The sequence below is a fragment of the Rhizobium sp. R339 genome (assembly GCF_002211395.1).
Lineage (GTDB): Bacteria > Pseudomonadota > Alphaproteobacteria > Rhizobiales > Rhizobiaceae > Rhizobium.
The window spans coordinates 35,908-57,482 of the sequence record NZ_LOKV01000028.1 but is presented as its reverse complement, the minus strand read 5'-3'; the positions used below and the strand labels follow the sequence as shown (position 1 = coordinate 57,482).

Annotated in this window: 20 protein-coding genes and 1 tRNA gene; 9 read left to right on the top strand and 12 right to left on the bottom strand. The window is 60.7% G+C overall.

Annotated elements, in window-relative coordinates:
• Positions 1 to 100 precede the first annotated feature (100 nt).
• Positions 101 to 3,562 carry a chromosome segregation SMC family protein gene (locus ATY76_RS30700; protein ID WP_088678409.1) on the top strand — a complete coding sequence of 1,154 codons (3,462 nt, stop codon included), beginning with the start codon at positions 101 to 103 and terminating at the stop codon, positions 3,560 to 3,562.
• A gap of 610 nt (positions 3,563 to 4,172) precedes the next feature.
• On the top strand, positions 4,173 to 6,935 hold the full coding sequence (gene ppdK / locus ATY76_RS30695; protein ID WP_245310198.1) for a pyruvate, phosphate dikinase: 2,763 nt from the start codon (positions 4,173 to 4,175) through the stop codon (positions 6,933 to 6,935).
• Here ppdK and ATY76_RS30690 read toward each other — a convergent pair.
• Positions 6,889 to 7,167: a hypothetical protein gene (locus ATY76_RS30690; RefSeq protein WP_088678408.1), complete on the bottom strand. Its 279-nt coding sequence runs from the start codon at positions 7,165 to 7,167 to the stop codon at positions 6,889 to 6,891. The genes ppdK and ATY76_RS30690 overlap by 47 nt on opposite strands.
• A gap of 262 nt (positions 7,168 to 7,429) precedes the next feature.
• Positions 7,430 to 7,627, bottom strand: a complete 198-nt coding sequence (locus tag ATY76_RS30685) for a hypothetical protein (protein ID WP_029531594.1) — start codon at positions 7,625 to 7,627, stop codon at positions 7,430 to 7,432.
• A 105-nt stretch (positions 7,628 to 7,732) separates the two neighbouring features.
• On the opposite strand from ATY76_RS30685, the gene ATY76_RS30680 reads away from it, so the two are divergent.
• Together ATY76_RS30680 and ATY76_RS30675 are read left to right on the top strand one after the other, a co-directional pair.
• On the top strand, positions 7,733 to 7,978 hold the full coding sequence (locus ATY76_RS30680) for a hypothetical protein (RefSeq protein ID WP_088678599.1): 246 nt from the start codon (positions 7,733 to 7,735) through the stop codon (positions 7,976 to 7,978).
• A 69-nt stretch (positions 7,979 to 8,047) separates the two neighbouring features.
• Positions 8,048 to 8,602, top strand: a complete 555-nt coding sequence (locus ATY76_RS30675) for an ankyrin repeat domain-containing protein (RefSeq protein ID WP_088678407.1) — start codon at positions 8,048 to 8,050, stop codon at positions 8,600 to 8,602.
• A gap of 35 nt (positions 8,603 to 8,637) precedes the next feature.
• On the opposite strand, the gene ATY76_RS30670 is transcribed toward ATY76_RS30675, so the two are convergent.
• Positions 8,638 to 9,027, bottom strand: coding sequence for a hypothetical protein (locus tag ATY76_RS30670; protein WP_088678406.1), 390 nt, complete (start codon positions 9,025 to 9,027; stop codon positions 8,638 to 8,640).
• A 218-nt stretch (positions 9,028 to 9,245) separates the two neighbouring features.
• Between ATY76_RS30670 and ATY76_RS30665 the strand changes: the two genes are divergently transcribed.
• The gene (locus tag ATY76_RS30665) at positions 9,246 to 10,154 is read left to right on the top strand and encodes a DUF1499 domain-containing protein (RefSeq protein ID WP_088678405.1); all 909 of its coding nucleotides are present in this window, start codon (positions 9,246 to 9,248) and stop codon (positions 10,152 to 10,154) included.
• Between the two features lie 156 nt (positions 10,155 to 10,310).
• Here the strand turns inward: ATY76_RS30665 and ATY76_RS30660 are convergent, their stop codons facing one another.
• Positions 10,311 to 10,991 (bottom strand): redoxin domain-containing protein, encoded by a 681-nt coding sequence (locus ATY76_RS30660; protein WP_088678404.1) that lies wholly within the window; start codon positions 10,989 to 10,991, stop codon positions 10,311 to 10,313.
• A gap of 189 nt (positions 10,992 to 11,180) precedes the next feature.
• Here ATY76_RS30660 and ATY76_RS30655 point away from each other — a divergent pair, with 189 nt between their 5' ends.
• The gene (locus ATY76_RS30655) at positions 11,181 to 11,603 is read left to right on the top strand and encodes a hypothetical protein (protein WP_088678403.1); all 423 of its coding nucleotides are present in this window, start codon (positions 11,181 to 11,183) and stop codon (positions 11,601 to 11,603) included.
• Positions 11,604 to 11,747: 144 nt separating this feature from the next.
• Here ATY76_RS30655 and ATY76_RS30650 read toward each other — a convergent pair whose 3' ends face one another.
• From ATY76_RS30650 to ATY76_RS30640, 3 genes are read right to left on the bottom strand one after another with little or no spacing between them, the layout of a single operon-like run.
• Positions 11,748 to 13,469: a DUF4166 domain-containing protein gene (locus tag ATY76_RS30650; protein ID WP_088678402.1), complete on the bottom strand. Its 1,722-nt coding sequence runs from the start codon at positions 13,467 to 13,469 to the stop codon at positions 11,748 to 11,750.
• Positions 13,466 to 13,915: a DCC1-like thiol-disulfide oxidoreductase family protein gene (locus ATY76_RS30645; protein ID WP_088678401.1), complete on the bottom strand. Its 450-nt coding sequence runs from the start codon at positions 13,913 to 13,915 to the stop codon at positions 13,466 to 13,468. Before ATY76_RS30645 ends, ATY76_RS30650 begins: the two co-directional genes overlap by 4 nt.
• 21 nt (positions 13,916 to 13,936) lie before the next feature.
• The gene (locus ATY76_RS30640; RefSeq protein WP_088678598.1) at positions 13,937 to 14,845 is read right to left on the bottom strand and encodes an MBL fold metallo-hydrolase; all 909 of its coding nucleotides are present in this window, start codon (positions 14,843 to 14,845) and stop codon (positions 13,937 to 13,939) included.
• Positions 14,846 to 15,010: 165 nt separating this feature from the next.
• Here ATY76_RS30640 and ATY76_RS30635 point away from each other — a divergent pair.
• Positions 15,011 to 15,085: transfer RNA gene (locus ATY76_RS30635), tRNA-Gln, on the top strand.
• A 33-nt stretch (positions 15,086 to 15,118) separates the two neighbouring features.
• Here the strand turns inward: ATY76_RS30635 and ATY76_RS30630 are convergent.
• Both ATY76_RS30630 and ATY76_RS30625 read right to left on the bottom strand, forming a co-directional pair.
• Positions 15,119 to 15,451, bottom strand: a complete 333-nt coding sequence (locus ATY76_RS30630; RefSeq protein WP_088678400.1) for a hypothetical protein — start codon at positions 15,449 to 15,451, stop codon at positions 15,119 to 15,121.
• A gap of 25 nt (positions 15,452 to 15,476) precedes the next feature.
• Entirely contained in the window at positions 15,477 to 16,541 is a 1,065-nt protein-coding gene (locus ATY76_RS30625; protein ID WP_190233774.1) for an AAA family ATPase, read from the bottom strand.
• A gap of 218 nt (positions 16,542 to 16,759) precedes the next feature.
• Between ATY76_RS30625 and ATY76_RS30620 the strand changes: the two genes are divergently transcribed.
• On the top strand, positions 16,760 to 18,049 hold the full coding sequence (locus ATY76_RS30620) for a hypothetical protein (RefSeq protein ID WP_190233779.1): 1,290 nt from the start codon (positions 16,760 to 16,762) through the stop codon (positions 18,047 to 18,049).
• Positions 18,050 to 18,123: 74 nt separating this feature from the next.
• Positions 18,124 to 19,368 carry a hypothetical protein gene (locus tag ATY76_RS30615; RefSeq protein WP_088678597.1) on the top strand — a complete coding sequence of 415 codons (1,245 nt, stop codon included), beginning with the start codon at positions 18,124 to 18,126 and terminating at the stop codon, positions 19,366 to 19,368.
• Positions 19,369 to 19,446: 78 nt separating this feature from the next.
• Here ATY76_RS30615 and ATY76_RS30610 read toward each other — a convergent pair whose 3' ends face one another.
• The 3 genes from ATY76_RS30610 to ATY76_RS33465 all read right to left on the bottom strand — a co-directional run bounded on the left by ATY76_RS30610 (position 19,447) and on the right by ATY76_RS33465 (position 21,510).
• Positions 19,447 to 20,226, bottom strand: a complete 780-nt coding sequence (locus ATY76_RS30610; protein ID WP_088678397.1) for an SDR family NAD(P)-dependent oxidoreductase — start codon at positions 20,224 to 20,226, stop codon at positions 19,447 to 19,449.
• Between the two features lie 187 nt (positions 20,227 to 20,413).
• Positions 20,414 to 21,136: a hypothetical protein gene (locus ATY76_RS30605; protein WP_088678396.1), complete on the bottom strand. Its 723-nt coding sequence runs from the start codon at positions 21,134 to 21,136 to the stop codon at positions 20,414 to 20,416.
• 32 nt (positions 21,137 to 21,168) lie between these two features.
• The gene (locus tag ATY76_RS33465) at positions 21,169 to 21,510 is read right to left on the bottom strand and encodes a hypothetical protein (protein WP_141105063.1); all 342 of its coding nucleotides are present in this window, start codon (positions 21,508 to 21,510) and stop codon (positions 21,169 to 21,171) included.
• Between the last annotated feature and the right edge of the window lie 65 nt (positions 21,511 to 21,575).

Here is a 21,575-nt window from a genome sequence, read left to right as displayed (position 1 = left end):
GGGGAAACCCTAGCCTCCTGCCGATCTCCCCCCTTGTGGGGGAGATGCCCGGCAGGGCAGAGGGGGGTGCCATCCCCACCCTCCGCGCCGGAGCTTCTGCATGAAGTTCAACAGGCTGCGCCTTGTCGGCTTCAAATCCTTCGTCGAGCCGACGGAATTCATCATCGAACGGGGGCTGACCGGCGTCGTCGGCCCGAACGGCTGCGGCAAGTCGAACCTCGTCGAGGCGCTGCGCTGGGTGATGGGGGAAAACTCCTACAAGAACATGCGCGCCTCCGGCATGGATGACGTGATCTTCTCCGGTTCCGGCAATCGCCCGGCCCGCAACACCGCCGAAGTGGCGCTCTATCTCGACAATTCCGAGCGCACGGCGCCTGCCGCCTTCAACGATAGCGACGAGATTCAGGTTGCCCGCCGCATCGAGCGTGAACAGGGTTCGCTCTATCGCATCAACGGCAAGGAAAGCCGCGCCAAGGACGTGCAGCTGCTCTTTGCCGACGCCTCCACCGGGGCGCGATCGCCCTCGATGGTCGGGCAGGGGCGCATCGGCGAGCTGATCCAGGCAAAGCCGCAGGCCCGCCGCCAGCTGCTTGAAGAGGCGGCCGGCATATCAGGCCTGCATTCGCGCCGCCACGAGGCCGAACTTCGTCTGCGCGCCGCCGAAAGCAATCTCGAACGTCTCGACGACGTCACTTCGCAGCTCGAAAGCCAGATCGAGAGCCTGAAGCGCCAGGCCCGCCAGGCGAACCGCTTCAAGACGCTGTCCGCCGATATCCGCGCCCGCGAGGCGATGCTTCTGCACATCCGCTGGGTACAGGCCAAGGAGGCCGAGGCCGAGGCCGACAGCGCGCTGAACCAGGCGACATCAGTCGTCGCCGAAAAGGCACAGGTCCAGATGGAAGCGGCGAAGCAGCAGGGCATCGCCAGCCTCAAGTTGCCGGAACTGCGCGACGGGGAAGCCCGTGCCGCCGCCGCGCTGCAGCGGCTGCAGATCGCTAGAAGCCAGCTGGAGGAAGATGCCGGCCGCATCCTGCGCCGCCGCGACGAACTCACGCGCCGGCTCGCCCAGCTTGCGGAGGATATCAGACGCGAGGAACGGCTGGTGGCCGACAATGCCATCATCCTCGCCAGGCTTGATGCGGAAGAGGCAGAAATCTTGGAGATCCTCGCCGATTCAGGCCGCTATGCCGACGAAACCCGCGAGGCCTTCGAGGGAGCGGCCGCAAAGCTGGCGGACAGCGAGCGCATCTTCACCGCGCTGACGGCCGAGCGCGCCGAGGCCGCCGCCGGCCGCAATCAGTTGGAGCGCGCCATCCGCGATCTTGCTGACCGCCGGATGCGTCTTGAACGCCAGATGGACGAGGCGAACCAGGAACTGTCGGCCATCGGCGAGAAGATTGCCGGCCTGCCTGATCCCGAGGAGAAGCGCGCAATGGTGGAGGCCGGCGAAATCGCCGTCGCCGACGCCGAAGCTGCGGTCCAGACGGTCGAACAGGCGCTTGCCGCTGCCCGCCAGACGGAGGCACTGTCGCGCGCGCCGGTCGAGCAGGCCCGTTCGGCGCTGAATGCGCTGGAAACCGAGGCCCGCACCATTTCCCGCATGCTGGCCGCCGGGGCGGCGGCGGGCAGATTTCCGCCCGTTGCCGAAGAGCTGAAGGTCGATCGCGGCTTCGAAACCGCGCTGGGCGCCGCCCTTGGCGACGATCTGGAATCGCCGCTTGATGCCGAGGCGCCGGCCCATTGGTCCGGAAACGGCGATGGCGCCGCCGATCCGGCGCTTCCGTCAGGTGTTACGCCACTGCTCGACCACGTTCGTGCGCCGTCCGCGCTGACCCGCCGTCTGCGTCAGATCGGCCTTGTCGCGAAGGGTGATGCGGGTTCGCTGATGGCGACGCTGAAGCCCGGCCAGCGGCTGGTGACGAAAGAGGGCGCTGTCTACCGCTGGGACGGACATGTCACGGGTGCCGATGCCCCGAGTGCTGCGGCGCTGCGCCTTGCCCAGAAAAACCGTCTGGCAGAGCTTGAGGGCGAGGCGGCGTTTGCCCGCGATATCCTTGCTGAAGCCGAGGAGCGGCAGGCGGCCGCCGCCGAGGCGATCCGTGGGGAGGAGCGCAGACTGGCCGAAGCGCGCGACATGGGCCGTCTGTCGGCGCGTCATCTTGGCGAAGCGCGTGAAGCGCTCGCGGCTGCCGAGCGTGCCTCCGGCGACCTCATCCGTCGTCGCGACGTTGTCAGCGAGGCCGCCAGCCAACTCCGCGCGCAGCTGGAGGAGATCGCCGTCCAGGAGGAGAATGCCCGCATCGAGCTGGAGGATGCGCCCGATCTGACCGAGATCGATGAGCGGCTGCGTTTCCAGCAGGCCGAGGTTGCGACCGATCGCGGTGCGCTCGCCGAAAGCCGCGCCCGCCACGAAAGTCTCGCCAGAGAAAACGAGGCCCGCCAGCGCCGCATCGTCGCGATCGGCCAGGAGCGCGAGACCTGGCGCCAGCGCGCGGCAAGCGGCGAAGATCATGTCGCCACGCTCCGCGAGCGCGAGGAAGAGGCACGCGAAGAAGCTGCCGAGCTCGAAATGGCGCCGGATGAATTCGATGACAAACGCCGCGCCCTGCTCAGCGAATTGCAGAAAGCGGAGGAAGCACGGCGAAACGCCGGCGATCTCCTGGCCGAGGCCGAACGCATCCAGCGCGAAGCCGACCACAAGGCGGCAACCGCGCTCTCCGAGCTCGCCGAATGCCGAGAACGCCGCGGCCGCGCCGAGGAGCGCCTTGTCTCTGCCCGCGAGAAGCGGCAGGAGAGCGAAAGCCGCATCCGCGAGGTCCTCAACGTGCCCCCGCACGAGGCGCTGCGTCTGACCGGACGTCCGGCCATGCAGGCTCTCCCCGACCCGCGTGAAGTCGAGCGCGAGCTCGAACGCCTGAGGATGGAGCGCGAACGCCTCGGCGCCGTCAATCTGCGCGCCGACGAGGAGCAGAAGGAGTTGAGCGAGAAGCTCGAAACGCTGGTCAGGGAACGCGACGATGTCATCGATGCGATCCGCAAGCTGCGCGGCGCCATCCAGAGCCTCAACCGCGAGGGCCGCGAGCGCCTGATCGCCGCCTTCGACATTGTCAACGCCCAGTTCCAGCGATTGTTTACTCATCTTTTCGGCGGCGGCACGGCCGAACTGCAGCTGATCGAATCGGACGATCCGCTCGAAGCCGGCCTGGAAATCCTGGCGCGTCCGCCGGGCAAGAAGCCGCAGACCATGACGCTGCTCTCCGGCGGCGAGCAGGCGCTGACGGCCATGGCGCTGATCTTCGCGGTCTTTCTCACCAATCCGGCGCCGATCTGCGTGCTCGACGAGGTGGATGCGCCGCTCGACGACCACAATGTGGAACGCTATTGCAATCTGATGGACGAGATGGCCGCTTCCACCGAAACGCGCTTCGTCATCATCACCCACAATCCCATCACCATGGCCCGCATGAACCGCCTCTTCGGTGTCACCATGGCCGAGCAGGGCGTTTCCCAGCTGGTCTCCGTCGACCTGCAGACGGCTGAGCGGTTGCGCGAGATCGCCTAGAGCGATCTCAAGGAAGCGCACCGTGGTTTTCTGCGTCCGGGTTTGGATGAAGCGCGGGAGCAATTCCAGCGAGGTTGCCGAGCGGCTTTGCGTCCAAAAATTGCGAAAAATCAAAAGATTGGCATTAAACACCAAAAAAGGTCGGCTCTTAGGCGGCCTGTACCCCATTTGGGTGATGCTCTTTGCAATGACTTGCATTAGAAGTTGTTTCAACGCAACCTGATATTTTGCTGGAAGGCAGGCAGTCAAGGTTGCGCATATCGGATTTGCGAAGCGGTTTCCGGTAGAGGGCAAAACCGGATGCCGTGAGCAATTCCCCGAAGCGTGAGGCGGCTCCCGGGAATTGCGTAAGACTAAGATCAGAGCGATTCTTAGGAACCGCTCCTGGGTTGAGGGACCCCCCGTCCGGTTTTCCTGGCCGGACGGAAACAAGGCTTTGCGGGACATGTTGCAGTCCCGCAAAGCTTTTTTTATGCGCCGAAATGTTTCAATCGGTTCGACGGCCCGCGGCGCTAACATTTATTGTGCGTCGCAACATTTTGCCGCATTTGTCGATTTTCATTTCAACACCAAGGGATTAAGCTAATCCCGGTTTGGTGTTGGGGGGAAGATGACCAAGTGGGTCTATACGTTCGGCGACGGGCAGGCAGAGGGCCGGGCGCGCGACCAGGAGATTCTTGGCGGCAAAGGCGCCAATCTCGCGGAAATGTGCCGCCTCGGGCTTCCGGTGCCGCCGGGACTGACGATCGTCAGTGACGCCTGCAACACCTATTACAAGAACGGCCGCCACATCGAGGAAGGGCTGCAGGCTGAGGTGCGTGCGGGCATTTCTGCCATAGAAGCAATCACCGGCCGCCACTTCGGCTCCGTCAGCCAACCGCTGCTCTTATCGGTGCGCTCCGGCGCGCGCGTCTCCATGCCTGGTATGATGGACACGGTCCTCAATCTCGGCCTCAACGACGAGACGGTACAGGCGCTCGGCCATGATGCAGGCGATGCCCGTTTCGCCTGGGACAGCTATCGTCGCTTCATCCAGATGTATGCCGATGTGGTCATGGGCCTCGGCAACGATGCCTTCGAGGAGATACTGGAAGACGAGAAGGCCAAGCTCGGCTACGAGTTCGATACGGAACTCAGCGCCTCGGAATGGCAGCATATCGTCTCGCTCTACAAAAAGCTGATCGAGGAGGAACTGGAGCAGGAGTTTCCGCAGGATCCGGAAGTCCAGCTCTGGGGTGCCGTCGGCGCGGTCTTTTCCAGCTGGATGAGCGCGCGCGCCGTCACCTATCGCCAACTCCACAATATTCCGGAAGGCTGGGGCACGGCCGTCAACATCCAGGCCATGGTCTTCGGCAATCTCGGCAATTCCTCGGCGACCGGCGTCGCCTTCACCCGCAACCCCTCGACCGGCGAAAAGGCGCTTTACGGCGAATTCCTCGTCAACGCCCAGGGCGAGGATGTCGTCGCCGGCATTCGCACGCCGCAGAGCATCACCGAGGAGGGGCGTCTTTCCTCCGGCTCCGACAAGCCCTCGATGGAAAAGCTGATGCCGGAGGCCTTCCACGAGCTGAGCCGCATCTGCAGCGAACTCGAGATCCATTACCGCGACATGCAGGATATCGAATTCACCATCGAGCGCGGCCGGCTGTGGATGCTGCAGACCCGCTCGGGCAAGCGCTCGACGCGCGCGGCGATGAAGATCGCCGTCGATATGGTCGATGAGGGTGTGCTCACCGAAGAGGAGGCGGTGCTGCGCATCGAACCATCAAGCCTGGACCAGCTCTTGCATCCGACGATCGATCCGCGCGTCACCCGCCAGGTGATCGGCACCGGCCTGCCGGCCTCGCCGGGAGCGGCGACCGGCGCTATTGTCTTCACCGCCGAAGAGGCCGTGGAAGCTGAGGCCGAAGGCCGCAAGGTCATCCTGCTCCGGGTCGAGACTAGCCCCGAGGATATTCATGGCATGCATGCCGCCGAAGGTATCCTGACGACGCGCGGCGGTATGACCAGCCATGCGGCGGTCGTCGCCCGCGGCATGGGCACGCCGTGCGTCGTCGGCGCCGGCACCATGCGCATCGATCAACGCAACGAGCGCCTGCTCGGCATCGGCGTCACCCTGAAGAAGGGCGATATCATCACCATCGACGGTTCCGCCGGCCAGGTGCTGAAGGGCGAGGTGCCGATGATCCAGCCGGAGCTTTCCGGCGATTTCGGCCGCATCATGGGCTGGGCCGACCGCGCCCGGCGCATGACGGTGCGCACCAATGCCGATACGCCGGCCGATGCGCGCGCCGCCCGCTCCTTCGGCGCCGAGGGCATCGGCCTTTGCCGCACCGAACACATGTTCTTCGAGGGCGAACGCATCCACGCCATGCGCGAGATGATCCTCGCTGAAAACGAAAAGGGCAGGCGGTTGGCGCTCGACAAGCTTCTGCCGATGCAGCGCTCGGATTTCACCGGCCTCTTCACCGTCATGCACGGCCTGCCGGTGACGATCCGTCTGCTTGATCCGCCGTTGCACGAATTCCTGCCGAAGACCGACGACGAGGTGGCCGAAGTCGCCTTCGCCATGGGCATGGAGGCTCTGGCTTTGCGCCAGCGCGTCGATGCGCTTCACGAGTTCAATCCGATGCTCGGCCATCGCGGCTGCCGGCTGGCGATCTCCTATCCTGAAATCGTCGAGATGCAGGCCCGCGCCATCTTCGAGGCGGCCGTGGCCGCAGCCCATGAGACGGGTGCCGCCGTCGTGCCTGAGATCATGGTGCCGCTCGTCGGCCTGCGCTCCGAGCTCGACTACGTCAAGGCGCGCATCGACGAAATCGCCGGCGATGTGATGAACGAGGCCGGCATGAAGATCGATTACCTGGTCGGCACGATGATCGAGCTGCCGCGTGCCGCCCTTCGCGCCCATGTGATCGCCGAGGCCGCCGAATTCTTCTCCTTCGGCACCAACGACCTGACGCAGACCACTTTCGGCATCTCTCGCGACGACGCCTCGGCCTTTATCCCGACTTATCAGCGCAAGGGCATCATCGAGCACGATCCCTTCATCTCGCTCGATTTCGACGGTGTCGGCGAACTGATCAGCATCGCCGCCGAACGCGGCCGGCGCACCCGCAAGGACATGAAGCTCGGCATCTGCGGCGAACATGGCGGCGACCCGGCCTCGATCCGCTTCTGCGAGACGATCGGGCTCGATTATGTCTCTTGCTCCCCTTTCCGCGTGCCGATCGCGAGGCTCGCGGCGGCGCAGGCGGTCATATCGGAGCTGAAGGACCAGCGGGAAAATAGCAAGACGACCGGAAAGCGCCTGCGGGCGGCCGGCCTTAATGATGATGGTGCCAGCGCTCGCGGTAAATATAAGGCCCGTTGAGATCCCAAGCCATGCTCTGCATCAGTTCGGCGCTCTGCGCCCGCGATTCAGCCCGCCGGTCGAGATCGATGCGCTGCAGGCAGGTGGCAAAGCCATCCGTGCCGCGGCGAAACCCATAACCGAGGCAGCGCTGCTCATCCGCCGCCCGCCGCTCCTCCGGCGTCATCGTCTGGCAGGCGGAAAGTCCGGCGGCGAGCGTGGTTATGACGGTGACGAGAATGGGGACGCGCATCCGTGTATTCCTTGCTTTTCCCTGAGGAAATGCCATTCGGGTGCGGGCGTCAAGCGAGGAGATAGGCAGAGCCGATTGTCCTTACTTGAGGGAAGCCCTCCTCATTCCTGTGCTCGTCACAGGAATCCAGTGCGCCCAAGTCCTTGGCGCCGGAAACCCTGCTTCACCGTACAAGAGTCATTCACCGCGCGGACGCACGGTGGCTGGATTCCTGTGACGGGCACAGGAATGAGACAAGGGTGGGGGAATGCTCTCACCAAAATCACGCCGCCCCCGCCGGATCACCGATCGGCAGCAGCGCCGGATCAAGCGGCGGGTCCTGCGGGTTCTTCGTATCGCCGGGGTCCTGCGCCGGCGTCAGCGGCGGTTTTTCCTGAATGCGGTCGGGAATGCCGGGGGTCGGCGTCGGGCCGCGCGGTGTGTCGGTCGTCGGTGTCGGGATCGGATCTCTGTTCGGCATGATCGCCTCCTTTCCGGAAGGGAACGGCACCGACGGAAGATGGTTCCGCTTTCACGAACCGGCATTCCTCTGTAAGAGGGGAGCCTCTCAAGCATGGGGACGAGCATGGCCATTCGCGATCGATTTTCGAAGAAACTCAGCTGTCCGCAATGCGGCAATGCCGGCTTTGCCGAGGCCTCCGAGATCGACGACCCCAATCGCAAGCACCCGGATTTCAAGGTCGATCAGCTGCCGCGCGGCTTCGGCGTGCAGCGTCCTTCCAACCACCAGGAATCTTTCATGCTCAAATGCGAATGCGGGCGCAAGTTTCCCTTCCGTAGCCTCGCGGAAGCGGCGGCCGAGCGGCGGTAATCCAGAAGCGCGTGCGCTGTGATTTGATCCAAGCTCCCGTGCGATCCAGCCCCAAGTTTCGGAGTAACAATGCTTCGCTTTATCCTGCGCGTGATTGCCATCTTGGGACTTTCATTCAGTTCGGCCGCCGCAGCGAGTACGGATGTCATCAAGAAATTCCATGATGCCGTCCATGCGGGCAATGTCGCGACCGTAAGAACCATGCTTGCAGCCGAACCATCTCTGGCGACGTCGGTCGATGAATATCGATTCCAGCCTATCCACCTTCTCGACATGTATTTCGAACGCGAAATCCTGGAGCTTCTGCTTACGAACGGCGCCGATATCAACGCCAGGAACGACGAAGGGATCACCATTCTCCATATTGTCACCGACCCAGAGGCAGTGAATATCCTCATAGAAAAGGGGGCTGATATTGAGGCTCGCGACAATCGCGGCCGAACCCCTCTGATCGTCCAGTTAGATAACCAGCAGAATGGGCCCGATGTTGTCGCCGCTCTTCTGGAGAATGGCGCAAATCCCAATGCCAAGGACGACAGCGGCATGACAGCCCTTGATATCGCCCGGCAAACCGGCGACGCGGACCTTGTCGCCCTCATCACGGCAAGCGGGACCAGGAACTGATGCTGGAGGATCCAGCGACCGCCGGACTCTGTATCTCAGATCCGCTCCAGCAGCTCGATGAAGGCATCGGCGAAGCGCACCAGATGCGCCGTCTCTCGGTCAGGCGCCTGCATACGGATTTCCGTGCCGTTGGCGTCGAGCAGCGCCAGCACGACGCGCATCTCGCTTCCGCCGTTGGGAATGCGCAGCACCGCGATGCGCCGGCAATCCTCGATGAGGCCGCCAGCCGGAAGGTCGAACAGCAGTTCGCCGCCGGAACGCCCGGCTGCCAGGCGCACGGCCTCGCAGAAGCCAGCATCGCCGCCGGCATAACCTTCGAGCGAAAGTTCGAGCTCGACGAGCTCCATCGGCAGCATCGGTTCGGAATGGTCGATACCGCCAAGCGCAGACGCCTGCGGCCTTGCTGCTATCTCGGGTGAAATCATCCCGTCTCTCCTGTCCTGCAATCGGAGCTGAAACCGCGGCAGAATGGCCTTTTTTTGACATATCAGCAAGGGCTTATGGAATGAGCGGCGCCTTCGTCGTGGATTCCACCCGATATGCTTGAGACAACAGTTTCAATTTAGCCGAATCTTGCACTAAACAGGTTCATGGCGATTTGCGTGGTCCATGGCGCGGCGCTGACGAGCAACCGGTAAGTTTGATGGCCATCCGCTTCGACCGCCCCGTTTCCAGCGCCGCACGCGTTTCGCGGCTGCTCGGGGCATTTTCGCTGGTTCTGGCGCTGGCGGTAATGATCGCCCATCGCTTCGGCGGTCTCGCCACGCCCTATCTGGTGCTGCTTCTCATCGCCGCTGCCGGCTGCGCGCTTCTGGCCGCCCTGCTTGCCGCAATCGGGCTGCGCAGCCTCTGGATGACGGGTGCCGAAGGCGGGCTGAGTGCGTTGGCGGCGCTGATTTACGCCGCTTTTCCGCTGGCCCTCGGCGCCTCGGCCGTCGAGCGCTACATGACGCTGCCTGATATCTACGACGTTTCCACCGATCCGGTCTCCGTCCCGGACTGGCTTTCGCCGCCAAAGGCCGACCAGATCTGGCTGAAGCGAAACCCTGAGGTGATGCCGGAAGATCGTGAAAAGCAGATGGCCGCCTATCCCGAACTGACCGGCCGGCGTTACGAAGGCGCGCTCGACAGGGTGCTGGAGGCGGTGCGCAAGGTCGCCAAGCAAAGCGGCTTCACGATCACGAGAAGCAGTGGCGATACCGAGCCCGGCCGCGATCTCGAGGATAAGTCGCTCAAGCCGCAGCCGGGCGACGATGCGGTTGCCGATGCACCCGATATCGTTCCCGTGCCGACACCGCGCCCCTATGACGACGATGTCGCCAAGCTCATCCGCGGCGCCAACGGCGTAACGCTACAGGCCACCAGCCGCACGCTGATCCTCGGCCTGCGCTTCGATATCCTGATCCGCCTGCGCGAAGAGGCCGAAACCACCTTCGTCGACATCCGCGTCGCCTCCCGCTACGGCCAGCACGACCTCGGCTTCAGCGCCGCGATTGCCGATGATTATCTAAAGGCGCTCGACGCCGAACTCCTGGGGATCGCGGGTGGGTGAGCAACGGTGGCGCAAAGCGCCAGCAATCGATCCAGTGAATCGATTGCAGTTGCGAACGCCCTGAGCCTGAGCGAAGGGCCGGGATACGCCGCGGAAAACGCAACCCCTTTTTCCGGTGCCGCCAGAGGCGGCACCAATCACCCGACAACGATGCGATCAGCGTCCAAGGTCGTCCGCGGCCGCGATGATCTCCGCTGCATTCGGGAAGATGCAAAGGCTGTTCGGTCCGTCCAGCGCCTCGATTTGAGTCCAGGCGATGGTGCCGTTCGCATCGACCAGGAAGTGCCCGACGAGCTGGCTGGCGTGGTTCGCGAAGATCGCCATATCGGTTTCATCAAGCTCGAACCGGTCCTTGGCGTTGAGGACCGTATTGGCTTCCATCGGTTGAACTGGTTCGGGCAACTCGCCCGTGGGGTTGATGCGCGCCGCCTGGAACTGCGCCATCGTCGCGCTATAAGGCCATTCGGGCAGCTCGCTGCTCCCATCGGGCAGGAATTCGGCACGGGGCACGCCATAGGCCCGATGTGTATGGCAGTCGGGATCGCATAGCAGCGTGACCGGCGTCGGGCGGTGGCGGAAATACAGGCGAGCGCGTTCCACCGGTGTGTTGATAACGGCCACGGTCTCCACCCCGGAGGCGCGCAGAGTGGGCTGTATGCCGGCAAGCTGTTCGACCTGGCGCCGGCAGAATGGGCAGTGCAGCCCGCGGAAGAAGCCGATCAGGAACGGGCGGCCACTTAAGTCGGCGAAAGAGACCGTTCCGTCGAAATTGGCCGCGGCCAGCGCGAAGGCGGGCGCGGCATCTCCAGGCTGCAGCGGGTGCTTTTGGTCTCCCATGGAAAAATACCTCTCTCGCATCGTTTCAGTTTAAACGACCGAAATTCAACTATATCACTTGTCGCAAGAACCGCCGCGCGATGTTGAGATCGCCGAGGCCAGACACGCCTCGGGGAAGGAATGACGGGAAGGAATGACGGGAGGGGCGCGGTAAACGCGACATTCTAACGGCGCGCTAAAGGAGCTGTCATGGGAAGCAAGGGCGATTTTCTGACCGTGACTGAGCAGGACACCCTTGATGAATTCGGTTTCGTCAAAACCGTCTCAGGTGAGATCTATCTAAAATTTGTCAGCGGCTGCCACTTTTTGGAGTTTCCCATAGGAACGGTCTTTTCTCTCCATGTCCCGAATGATTTCTTGGAGTTTGATCGGGTTGTGAAATGTGCATTGCAGATCCGGCCTGATCTTAAAAATTCAGTCATCCATACATTTGCCGTCAGAAAGCAGGGAGGTGTGAGCGTAGCTGCAGAGAAGAGGCCGGATGATCTCTACATCTACGTTCCCGAGAAATGTGAGATCGATGTTCAGTTATTAAGCCGTGTGACGATTTCAATTCTCTCGATCGAATACACGACTGAGCCTCACCCCTTGAACAAGCTCTATGTTGGTTGACCAACCTAAAGGCCTCTCTTCTCTCCGAACGCTGGGCAAGGTCCTCACGTGGCAAGACCGGTGGCCAGCTCTGTCCTTCGAGACTTCGCCCTGTGGGCTGCGCACCTCTGGATGAGGTCGGAGAGAGCGTGTCGCCTCGTCCCCTCACTCCAAATCCAACCACCCCGTATACCGCACCACCAGCCCGGTCAGCGGCCCGCCGATCTCGACGTGAAAGTGGAATCGCCCATCGCGCTCCTCTTCATAAGTCTCCCCGCCCGGCGCCAGAAGCAGCGGCAGCGGAATCCCGCAAAACCGCCAGCCCCGCACGACCAGCCGCAGCCTCTCGCCTTCCGGCACCAAAGCGATCAGCACCCGGAACGGCCCGAAGACTTCGGCGAGCAGATGCCGGTCGCGGCCCTTGCCCTCCATCAGAATGCTGCGGAAGCTCTTATCTCCGAAGGTCCGCGTCCAGATCTCCCTGTCGCCCTCGGCGGCAAAGCGCACCGTCACCGGCACATCCTTGCCCGCCTTGGGAAAGCCGATCAGCCGCGCCACCACCCGCGCAAGCCATCCGCCGCCGCGCTCGATACGCGCCCGGCCGGAGGCGGTGCGCGCCCCGCCGGCGTGGATGGCGGCAACGGCCGGCGGCAGCCGGTCGAAGGTGATGCCGAGAATCTGCCGGTAGAGCGGCTGGGCTTCCGCCTCGCATTCCCTGCGCATGCCCGTGGTGATCGAAAAGCGCCGGAAGGCCGCCTCGAAATCTGCAAGCCGCAATTCCCCGGCCGCGGCCCGCGCGCCGGGCGCGGGCCGCTCACCGGCAAGCAGCCGGCGCACCAACACCTCGGCTGCGATCGCAGGAATGAACGGCCCGTCGTCACCCTCGGCGATCAGATGCCAGCCCGCCGTCAACCGCTTGCCGGCAGCATCTATGCCGCTCGCTTGCACGAACATGCCGCCGCGATGTTCGCCTCGCGCAAACGCATGGCTGGCGCGCTGCATCAGCCGCGAAAACGGCGCCAGCGATGGCAGGAGCCGCCAGCGGACGAGCTGCGCGAAGAGGGCGAGCACGCTCTGCAGCGGCTGCGGCTCGGTTCCCACACCGGTGAAGGTGGATTGCAGGCCGGCAAAGCGTGCCGGCAGCAGCGCCAGATCCGGCGCATCCACCAGCAGGAATTTGCGGCTGCGCAGCGGCACGGCACCCGGCGGCGCCACCGTCACCCGCATTGTATCGATCAGCCCGCGCCCGCGCGTAGCCTTCCCGTCGCGGAGCCGCGGCACATCTTTGCCGGCATAGCTGGCGATGGCGCCGACGACATTGCGGCCGATCTTCACATGCGAGGAGGGGGCAATGCCCGCCGCCACGCTCTCGATCCGGGCAAATTGCGGCGCCACGACATCGAGTGCGGCGAAGGACAGCGCCGGCAGGCTGCTGAGCCCGGAGAGCGCGAAAATGCCTTGCTTTCTGGCCTCGGCATCGAGCCCGCCAATCGCGGCGACAAATCCGGTGCTGTCGGCGAGATCGGCATAATCGATGCCAAGATTGATGCAGGCGCGCACGACCTTGTAAGGCTCGTCCCCGAAGCTCTGAAACGGCCCGGAGGCATCGATGACGAGATCGGGCTGCAGCCGCGTCAGCTGTTCGGTGAGATTGCCATCGCGATCGAAGGCCACCGCCTGCAGCCTTGCCCCGAGATTGCTGCTTCCCAGGCCCTCGGATCCATCTTTCGGGGATCTGAGATCGGCAACGAAATCATCGGCCTTTTCAAGCGAGCGCCCGGCGATCAGCAGCCTGAGGCGCGGTTCATCGCCGAGCAGCCGCGCCAGCCGGCCGCCGAAGGTGCCGTAGCCGCCGATGATCAGCAGCGAGAGCCGCTCGCCGCTCATGCGATGAAACGGCTCCGCTGCTCCGCCGTCGGCACCATGCAGCTCTGCCGGCCGGCGATCTTCAGCCGGTTGCGGGCGATGAATTCATAAAGCGTATCGGCAAGGCGGCGCGGCAACAGCCGGAAGAGTTTCACCAGCGAATAGGGAAAGCCGAGGCCGGCCACCATGCGGATCGACCCATCCGACTTGAAGAAGGCGCGGCCATTCTCGATGAGGATATTGGTTTCATAATCGCGCTCGTTCAGCCCATAATGCCGGTAGAGCGCGGCGCCGAGCGGCGACTGGGCGGCGAGGAAGCGGTAGCGCCGCTCTCTGTCGTGCTTCAGCGCGAATTTCACCCAGCCGGAGCAGAAGACGCATTCGCCATCGAAGATGATCAGCGGCTGGTCATCGGCGAAATCCGGCACATCGGCATCATCGCGATAGCTGTAAGCGGCACGCGCCATGGTAATCTCCCCATCTCACGCTTACAACAGCCGGTAGGTGGCGGCAAGAGAAGGCGGCCCATCCGCGGCGATCTCGCCGCGCTCGACGAGATCCTCGATATGGGCGAGCACGGAAAGCGCGGCCGCGCCATGGAGCTTCGGATCGGTATCGCGATAGATCGCCTTCACCATCTCGGCAATCGCGCGGTCGCCCGCCCGGATGCGCTCGAGGATCGCCCGCTCGCGCCCCAGCCGGTGGGCCTTCAGGCCCTGCAGGAAGGCGGCGGGCTGCGTCACCGGCCCGCCATGGCCGGGCAGCAGCAGGCGGTCCTGGCGCGCGATCAGCCGCTCGAGCGAAGCCATGTAATCGGCCATCGACCCATCCGGCGGCGCGACGATCGAGGTCGACCAGGCCATGACATGATCGCCTGAAAACAGGATGTCGCGGCCTTCGAGCGCGAAGGCGGCATGATTGGCCGTGTGCCCCGGTGTGGCCACCGAGGTCAGCGACCAGCCATCGCCGGATAGGGTCTGCCCGTCACTGAGCGCGATATCGGGCACGAAGGAAAGATCCGAGCTTTCGGAAAAGGGATTGATCTCGCCATCCCGAAGCGGCCGCGCCGGCCGGTGCGGCCCCTGGCCCACCGTCACCGCCCCCGTCGCCGCCTGCAGCCGGCGGGAAAGCGGCGAGTGGTCGCGATGCGTGTGGCTGACGAAGATATGCGTCACCTCACGGCCGGCGAGCGCCGCCATCAGCGCCAGATAATGCGCCTCATCCTCCGGCCCGGGATCGATGACCGCGACCGAGGAGCCGCCGACGATATAGCTATTGGTGCCGTAAAAGGTAAAAGGCCCGGGATTCTCCGCCGTGATCCGCTCGACCCCAGGCGCCACCGGCACGGCGCGCCCATAGGCCGGCTCGAAAGCAAGGTCGAATGCGGGGCTTTCCATGAAGGCGATGATCTCGCGGCCGATGACGTCGCCCATTCCTAGCACGGCCCTTGGCACTCTGCAGCGCATAAATCTGCCCGATGCGCAACTTAGTCATTGTGACAGACGGAGAGCTTTGCTAATCAGGCGTCGATTTGAGCCGGCGCTTAGCGCCGAAAGCTCTGGTGGGGCGTAGCCAAGCGGTAAGGCAGCGGTTTTTGGTACCGCCATCCCCTGGTTCGAATCCAGGCGCCCCAGCCACATCTAACAAGACAGATTTGCTCCGGTTTTAAACTACGAGAAGGCACCCTTGTGCTTGTTCAGCAGCGCGGCCAGTTCATCGTCACGAGGTGTTGAGGCATTACGGTCTATCTCGAATCGGACGCGATAGAGTTCGTTGAAAAGCTTGCGAATTTTGGATAGTTTCCGTTTGCCTTTCATCAAGCTGAGAACGTCAGCACCTACTGCTTTAGCCGCGGCAACGCTAAGCTTTCCATAATCTAGTTTCCCGATGGTTCCCGCCTTTCGCTCGAAATCTATCCGCCCGTTTACGTAGCTGGTGGTGGCTTCGTCTAGCTCGCCGTCCGCCACCTTATTTTTGAAGTCCGCTAGATCAAATGCCGCCACGTTTGTAGCGAACGCAGTAATGGTTTCATCGGAGCAAAAAAGCCTCAATATCGATGCCTAAAGTCACGAAAGGCTCCGCTCCTAAAGCTCTTATATCCTTTTTCCAAGTCTCGATTTCGTCCGGAAAAAGATAATCTCGATCCCTATGGATGATGACAACCGCATTTGAGATCTCTTTGATCTGACGAATCAGCGGCTTGAGAAGGTGAATCGATGTTACGCCATTGTATGGCAAGAGCGTCGTCTTCCCCTGATCGAAGCCGGAATTCCGAAGAAGAATATCAAAATAGCTAGAATTTTTGTCCTCCGTCAGAACAACATAATCAAAATGGCCATTCTTCAGCTTTTCTTTGATGTCAAGCGCGCCTAGCTCCATGAGGAGATCAATCTGATCCTCCGGCGCGACAACCCGAACTTCCCCTTCCTGCACCCAAAGCAGTCGTGCGTCGTTGTACATTGCGTCGAGCACGTGGCGCGAATGCGTGGTTATGACAACTTGGACGTCGCGCTCTTCGGAAATGGTTTTTAACAACGAGCAGAGAAGTCGCTGATTGTTTGGATGTAGGTGGGAGTCTGGCTCATCGAGAATGATGATACGTGGTGAAAACAGATGAAGATAAGCGAGTATTTGTATGGCTTGAAGAAGCCCAGTTCCAGCGAGATCGAGCGGAACTTCCTTAGTTCCGTCCGTAATCGTCACAAGAATAAATTGATCGACGGTGGAAGTGAAACTAACATTAATAAATATGCCTGGAAAAATCTCTGATAAGTCAGATTCAAATTTTATCCACTCATCTTTTTGCTTGAGTCTGTAAAGTATGTTCCGTAGAACGATGTTGGCATCCCCGCGTGCAAGAACGCGGAGGAGTACGCCGTCCGAGACATAACTTTCGTTTCGCGAAACGCCAGCCAGTCCAGGTGAGAAGATCGTGAAGGGTGCTTCGAGGCTTGAAAGCCGTCGCGCGAGATCGACGTTTGAGGGCTCGACAAGAATGTTTGTAATTCGGCCTTTACGTACTCGGACACCCACTTCATTGCCGTCATCAAAGATAAAGCCGAGATGTATTGCCTTTTCATCGTCTTCCAGCAATCGTCCACCGTATCCCAAAGAGTAGGGGTCATCGGACGGTAGATATATAAGCTCCGTGGGGCTTATTGTGGTGGTTTTCTTTGTCTGCGCTGGCCATTTGTTTGAGATGGTCAAAGATTGAAACAAAGTGAACGCGAAATGTATGCCTTGGATGAGTGTGTTTTGCCTGAATTATTACCACCTATCAACACGTTAACGTTCGACAACTCGAAAACAACGTGTTCAAGCCGCTTAAAGCGCTCAACTGTAACTTGCTTAAGAATCATGCTACCGCCTCCAGCGGCAATTTTGCACAATATCGGCTTTTCGCAAGCGGTCTGTCACTCAAAGAGGCGGAATCGAGAAATAGACGACGCGTGGAACAGGGCATGACGGATAGCCAACCAAACCTTTTTATCAGCCTTTTTCAATGGCGGCCGGTGGACTACAGGACACCGGGCGAGAACTTTCTCACCGAGGCTTTCGTTTACTGTTTGCATAAGAACGAAATGTTCCGCACGCGGTGGCTCGAAATGATCCTCGGCAGCGAGGTGATTGATGCCGATTTGAGGATCACCACGCGGGCCTCACATTTGGATGAAGAGCGAGAGACGACGATCTACCCTGACATCGACATTCGAGGAGTTTTGACCTCTGGCCAACCCTTCTGCCTGCTTGTGGAGGTGAAATGGGGCGCGCGATACGATCACGCGCAGATCAGAAAATATGATCGGCTGATTGCAGGTAAGCCGAATTCTCACCTCGTTTTCCTTAGCGCGAATTCTATCGACTGTCGCGATGCGTGGACGCAAGGCGGCTCGCTCCGCTCGAAGTTTCAAGTCTTTGAATGGCACCAGATCTATTCTCTTCTTGCCACGCTCTCGCAAGACTGCCGATCCTCACAGGAGCTAGTGGAATTCATGCATATACACGGATTAAGCCCACCAGACCCGATTTCACAAACCTTGCTTCAGAGCTACATCACCGCCAGAGATTTTACGAAACGACTTCGGCGCTACTGCGAAAAACTCTTGAACGAATTACCGTGGGATTTTTTGCCGCTGCACTATCAAGACGCGACAAGGCAAGCGGTGAAGGATCAATATGGCCGCGTCGCGATCGTTTTTCGCCGGCACGACTGGAACGGGACGATCACGATTGGCTTCCTCCATTCCAATCACGATCACCAAGTGAAGTTCGCCGACGGCGGCGATGCAAGCGTGGACCTGATGATGCGCATAGAATCCAATCCAGCTGTCGTCGGGCGGACCGAGGTCGTGTCAGCGCTCCAAAAGCGGGCCAACGGGGTCCGGCAATGCGGCGGAGTGGTTCGCCTGGCTGGTGATCGTGACAACCAGAATGCTCATACGCTTTTTATCGCGCAGAGGAGTCTGAGCGAATTCCTCGACAACAGCGATGAGACGGGTCAGCTCCTCGCTATGCACAAGCAGATCAGGGATTGGTCGAACGCTCTTTTTGGGGACGGGGAGCTGGAAAACGCTCTTAAGCGCTTCGATCCGACCGGATGAGAACCGGCCACCCTGGCGGCTCAAGCTAATGCTGAGTCTGCGGGAGGCTTTACCATATTTGCGAAAGCAGGATGATGAGCAGGCAGCATGCGACTCCCCTTTTAATCTCGGCCGATGGATCGAGGGTTTCACCAGTCCGGCCGCTCGGCCTCGGGATAGATGGCCATGGATTGAGCGAGGCGGCGATCCAGGAATTCGTTCATCGCCATCCGTCTTGCTTGCCAATTGCGGAGATCGATCCGCTCTTCGTCGGTCCCGTTTCAATCTGCCGTGAACTCAACACGCCAGCGGGGCCGATCGATAACCTGTTGATCACCGCGACCGGACTGCCTGTCCTTGTCGAATGCAAACTTTGGCGAAACCCTGAGGGTCGCCGCGAAGTGATCGGGCAAATCCTGGATTATTCCAAGGAACTGACGAAATGGTCAGCTTCGGATCTACAGCGGGAAGCGAGCCGCCGCCTGGGCCGCAAGGGCAATGTCCTGCTGGATCTGGTCAGGGAGGCTGGCCACGAGGTGGATGAGATCGCCTTCAACGATGCGCTGACTTTCAACCTGCGGCGCGGCCGGTTCTTGCTGCTTATCGTTGGCGACGGAATACGAGAAGGCGTCGAGTCAATCGCCGAGTATTTGCAGGCTCATGCGGGTCTTCATTTCACCTTCGGTCTGGTGGAGATGCCGATTTATCTTATGGAAGACGGGTCGAAGATCATCGTGCCTCGCGTCCTTGCTCGGACGCTGACAATCTCTCGGAACGTTATCTCGGTTCCGGATGGCATGATCATCGCTGAGCCTGATGATGGAGAAGACGAGTCTCAGGGTGGTTCGGCCGACTCGCCGGAGAAACTGGCGGCACGAGCGCGTCGGCGCGAAACGAGACATCAATTCTGGTCAGAGTTCCTTGCCGGCCTGCGCCTCGACGACCCCGAGCAGATGTTGCCGGCTCCGTCTCTCGGCGGGCATATCGTGTTCAAGTTCGGCGCTCCAGGTGGCTCCAGTTGGTTGACCGTCTATCGCGAGGCACGCTCCAATGCTGTCGGACTATTTCTTTCGTCAAATTTGGGCTCACCCGGAGAGCGCGCTTCACTGATGCTTGCAGACCAGGCCAATGACATCGCTGCTGAGCTTTCCGGCGCCACGGTGGATTTCTCGCAGCCGCGACCGGAGGTCGCTCAACGATACGTCGTTGGAGGAGCCCTGGATGGCCCCAGTGAACGGCAGCGCGCGATGGCTTGGCTCCAAGAGCGTACGAATGCATTTATCAACTGCTTGCGACCTCGCATAAGGTCCGCTCTGGCGGAGATAAGCAAGGACTCGTGAGAAGAGGCGGCGAATGTCGGTCAACGGTTCGGCGATACTTCCATCAGGAAGAGGTGCGCGAGGAGATGCCATTGCATCTTACCCCCGCTCGGCGAACAGCCGAACCCCAGTCAACTCCGCAAGCTTCCCCACCAACGCATCCTGAAACCGCGGATCACCGACCTCCGCCGCCGCCTCCCGCTGCTGCCGGTGATACCAATATCCGCCGCTGACCTTGACGGCATCATCATCACTGGTCGCCAGCCACGTCTGGGTGAGATGCCCCATCTCAAGATCATCCGGCGCGCCGGCGCCGCCCATTTTGGTGGGCACCCAGCCGGGGTCGACGGCGTTGCTGAAGACATCCGGCCAGTGGCGGGCGAGGGCGGCGGCGAGGGTGGCGATGTAGAGCTTGCTTTCCGAATAGGCCTGGCTGGCGTTCCAGGGCCGCCGCTTCCAGTCGATATCGTCAAGGCTGCTGGCGCCGCTGCGGTGCATGCCGCTCGAGAGATAGATCAGGCGGTCGGGGCGGGTGATCCAGGCGGTGAGGAGATAGGGGGCGAGCACGTTGACCGCCAGCGTCTTGGCGTGACCATCCGGCGTTTCGCCGCGGCTGCGTTCGAGGTAGATGCCGGCATTGTGGATGACGGCGTCCATGCGGCCGATGGCGTTGACCTGTTCGGCGATGGAGCGCGTCTCAGCGGCGCTGGCGAGATCGCCGATGACGAGGCCGAGGGCGGCGGCTGACGTTTCTGCGATGGCGGCGGCGCGCTCGCGGGAGCGGGCGTGGAGGACGACGTCATGGCCTTGGCTGATGAGGGTGCGGGCGGCGGCAAGCCCGAGGCCATCGGTGGAACCGGTGACGAAGATGCGGCTCATGGGGTTTACTTTCCGCCGACGGTAACAATCAGCTTTAATTGGTTTGCTCAGCAGAGGGGATTCGCGGGGAAAAGAGATAGAGCATTCTGACTTAGGGAAAAGCAGAATTGGCAATTGCGCGGCGTGAGGGGGCGCATCATCCTCAGCGTGTGATGCAAGAGCTATTTGGCGCATCCGCGCTCGTTACTTAGAGTGTCGGCTTGTTGTTTATGGTTGAGGTTTTGAAAATGAAATTTGCGGAATCGGCGTCCACATAACTTAGATTGGATATTTGTGTCATATCAAGCGCGAAGCCCGCGCAGCGATTTAGCTTGGAGCGAATGTTTTGAAGGCGTTTAACTTCGTTCATGTTGAGAGCAAAATCGAGTTTAATTTCACCTGCGTCGGCGTTTATACGATAAACGATTGTTGCTTGATAATTGCCTGGGAGCCAGCTAAAGGCTGAATCAAAATAGTTAGATAAGATGCTGATGGACGCATCGTCCAGCCCATTTTGTCCTGCGCATGTATTCCACCAGTATTGACCAAACTTTTTTGTTATTTCAGCAATCGTCGCGGTCTTCGCAAACTGTGACTTTTCAAAAAGAAGAGTTGCTTCCCCGTTCGCCAGCGGTTCGCGAAGGTTCATTCCGATTATGTAGTTAGGGGCTGGCTGCCCATTTATCTGTATGAAGGTCGGATTCAAGTTCAAAATTTCGCCTGAGGGAACCTTCAGGCGGAGCTGAAAGAATGAAAGACGTACATCCTGAGCGAATTGCTTTTTTATCCGAAAATTAATGGAGACGGCCGGTTCGCCCAAATTTTGGGTCACACCAAGTTCGTCATGCAAATCAATTGCATCGTTTGCTTTCAAGATCTCTGACTTTAATACAACCTGCGTAAAATCCGGACGAGGACCAGGTACATCCATTCGCGCTACCTCGTATCCAAACCCTCGTGCTATCAAATTGTATTTCCCCTTTGCCGCGAAAGAGGAGCAGAAATTTCAAAAATACCGTCGTCTCTGCTGGCAGTTCTCCCTACATCATCGATATCCACAATAACCTGGCTTACGGGAGTGCCATTGGAACCGCGAATGCTGCCCCTTATAATGGTGTCGGAGGCGACAAAGCGCGTAAGCAAAAACCCGACATTTCCCATGATGGCTAATACCATTATCAGCCAAAATACCTTCGATACTACGTCGCGTCGCGCCCCTGTTTTTTGTAGGATGACGCCCAATACTAATATTGCTAGCGCTGCTAGCGCCAGGGGAGTTGTCACGAGGGGAATTACTTTTTCCATCTCCTGTGTGCCTCGCCACCACTAATGCCGAAAGTAATTATCTCGATGCTGTATTGTTTAACGTC

What these genes read in the sequence shown, in the direction of transcription:
- ATY76_RS30700 (WP_088678409.1), top strand. Translation starts at nt 101, where the DNA reads ATGAAGTTCAACAGGCTGCGCCTTGTCGGCTTCAAATCCTTCGTCGAG.
- ppdK (WP_245310198.1), top strand. Translation starts at nt 4,173, where the DNA reads ATGACCAAGTGGGTCTATACGTTCGGCGACGGGCAGGCAGAGGGCCGG.
- ATY76_RS30690 (WP_088678408.1), bottom strand. Translation starts at nt 7,167, where the DNA reads ATGCGCGTCCCCATTCTCGTCACCGTCATAACCACGCTCGCCGCCGGA.
- ATY76_RS30685 (WP_029531594.1), bottom strand. Translation starts at nt 7,627, where the DNA reads ATGCCGAACAGAGATCCGATCCCGACACCGACGACCGACACACCGCGC.
- ATY76_RS30680 (WP_088678599.1), top strand. Translation starts at nt 7,733, where the DNA reads ATGGCCATTCGCGATCGATTTTCGAAGAAACTCAGCTGTCCGCAATGC.
- ATY76_RS30675 (WP_088678407.1), top strand. Translation starts at nt 8,048, where the DNA reads ATGCTTCGCTTTATCCTGCGCGTGATTGCCATCTTGGGACTTTCATTC.
- ATY76_RS30670 (WP_088678406.1), bottom strand. Translation starts at nt 9,027, where the DNA reads ATGATTTCACCCGAGATAGCAGCAAGGCCGCAGGCGTCTGCGCTTGGC.
- ATY76_RS30665 (WP_088678405.1), top strand. Translation starts at nt 9,246, where the DNA reads ATGGCCATCCGCTTCGACCGCCCCGTTTCCAGCGCCGCACGCGTTTCG.
- ATY76_RS30660 (WP_088678404.1), bottom strand. Translation starts at nt 10,991, where the DNA reads ATGGGAGACCAAAAGCACCCGCTGCAGCCTGGAGATGCCGCGCCCGCC.
- ATY76_RS30655 (WP_088678403.1), top strand. Translation starts at nt 11,181, where the DNA reads ATGGGAAGCAAGGGCGATTTTCTGACCGTGACTGAGCAGGACACCCTT.
- ATY76_RS30650 (WP_088678402.1), bottom strand. Translation starts at nt 13,469, where the DNA reads ATGAGCGGCGAGCGGCTCTCGCTGCTGATCATCGGCGGCTACGGCACC.
- ATY76_RS30645 (WP_088678401.1), bottom strand. Translation starts at nt 13,915, where the DNA reads ATGGCGCGTGCCGCTTACAGCTATCGCGATGATGCCGATGTGCCGGAT.
- ATY76_RS30640 (WP_088678598.1), bottom strand. Translation starts at nt 14,845, where the DNA reads ATGGAAAGCCCCGCATTCGACCTTGCTTTCGAGCCGGCCTATGGGCGC.
- ATY76_RS30615 (WP_088678597.1), top strand. Translation starts at nt 18,124, where the DNA reads ATGAGCAGGCAGCATGCGACTCCCCTTTTAATCTCGGCCGATGGATCG.
- ATY76_RS30610 (WP_088678397.1), bottom strand. Translation starts at nt 20,226, where the DNA reads ATGAGCCGCATCTTCGTCACCGGTTCCACCGATGGCCTCGGGCTTGCC.
- ATY76_RS30605 (WP_088678396.1), bottom strand. Translation starts at nt 21,136, where the DNA reads ATGGATGTACCTGGTCCTCGTCCGGATTTTACGCAGGTTGTATTAAAG.
- ATY76_RS33465 (WP_141105063.1), bottom strand. Translation starts at nt 21,510, where the DNA reads ATGGAAAAAGTAATTCCCCTCGTGACAACTCCCCTGGCGCTAGCAGCG.